Consider the following 233-nt stretch of genomic DNA (forward strand, 5'->3'; position numbering starts at 1 on the left):
GTGATTTTAATCCCTCTACCATCAGCTGAAGTAAGAACAAGCTTACCATTTTCATCTTTAGAAGCTTGAACTCCGGTAGTATCTTTAACAGAATTTATAGCCGAAATCAACTGACCATTATTATCTCCATCTTTATAATTAATCTGACCGATTGTAACCCCATTGATAGCAAAATCTTGAGAAGTAGTTCCTGCTTTTATAGCAAAAGATCCTACAGTTTTTACATCGTAAGT

Annotated in this window: 1 protein-coding gene; it reads right to left on the reverse strand. The window is 34.3% G+C overall.

The genetic code is table 11. From position 1 onward, the window contains the following. The coding region (locus tag ELQ05_RS08225) for a flagellin hook IN motif-containing protein (RefSeq protein WP_279586067.1) at positions 1 to 233 on the reverse strand (233 nt) is incomplete at both ends.

Source organism: Campylobacter sp. US53, from assembly GCF_004378995.1.
Lineage (GTDB): Bacteria > Campylobacterota > Campylobacteria > Campylobacterales > Campylobacteraceae > Campylobacter_D > Campylobacter_D jejuni.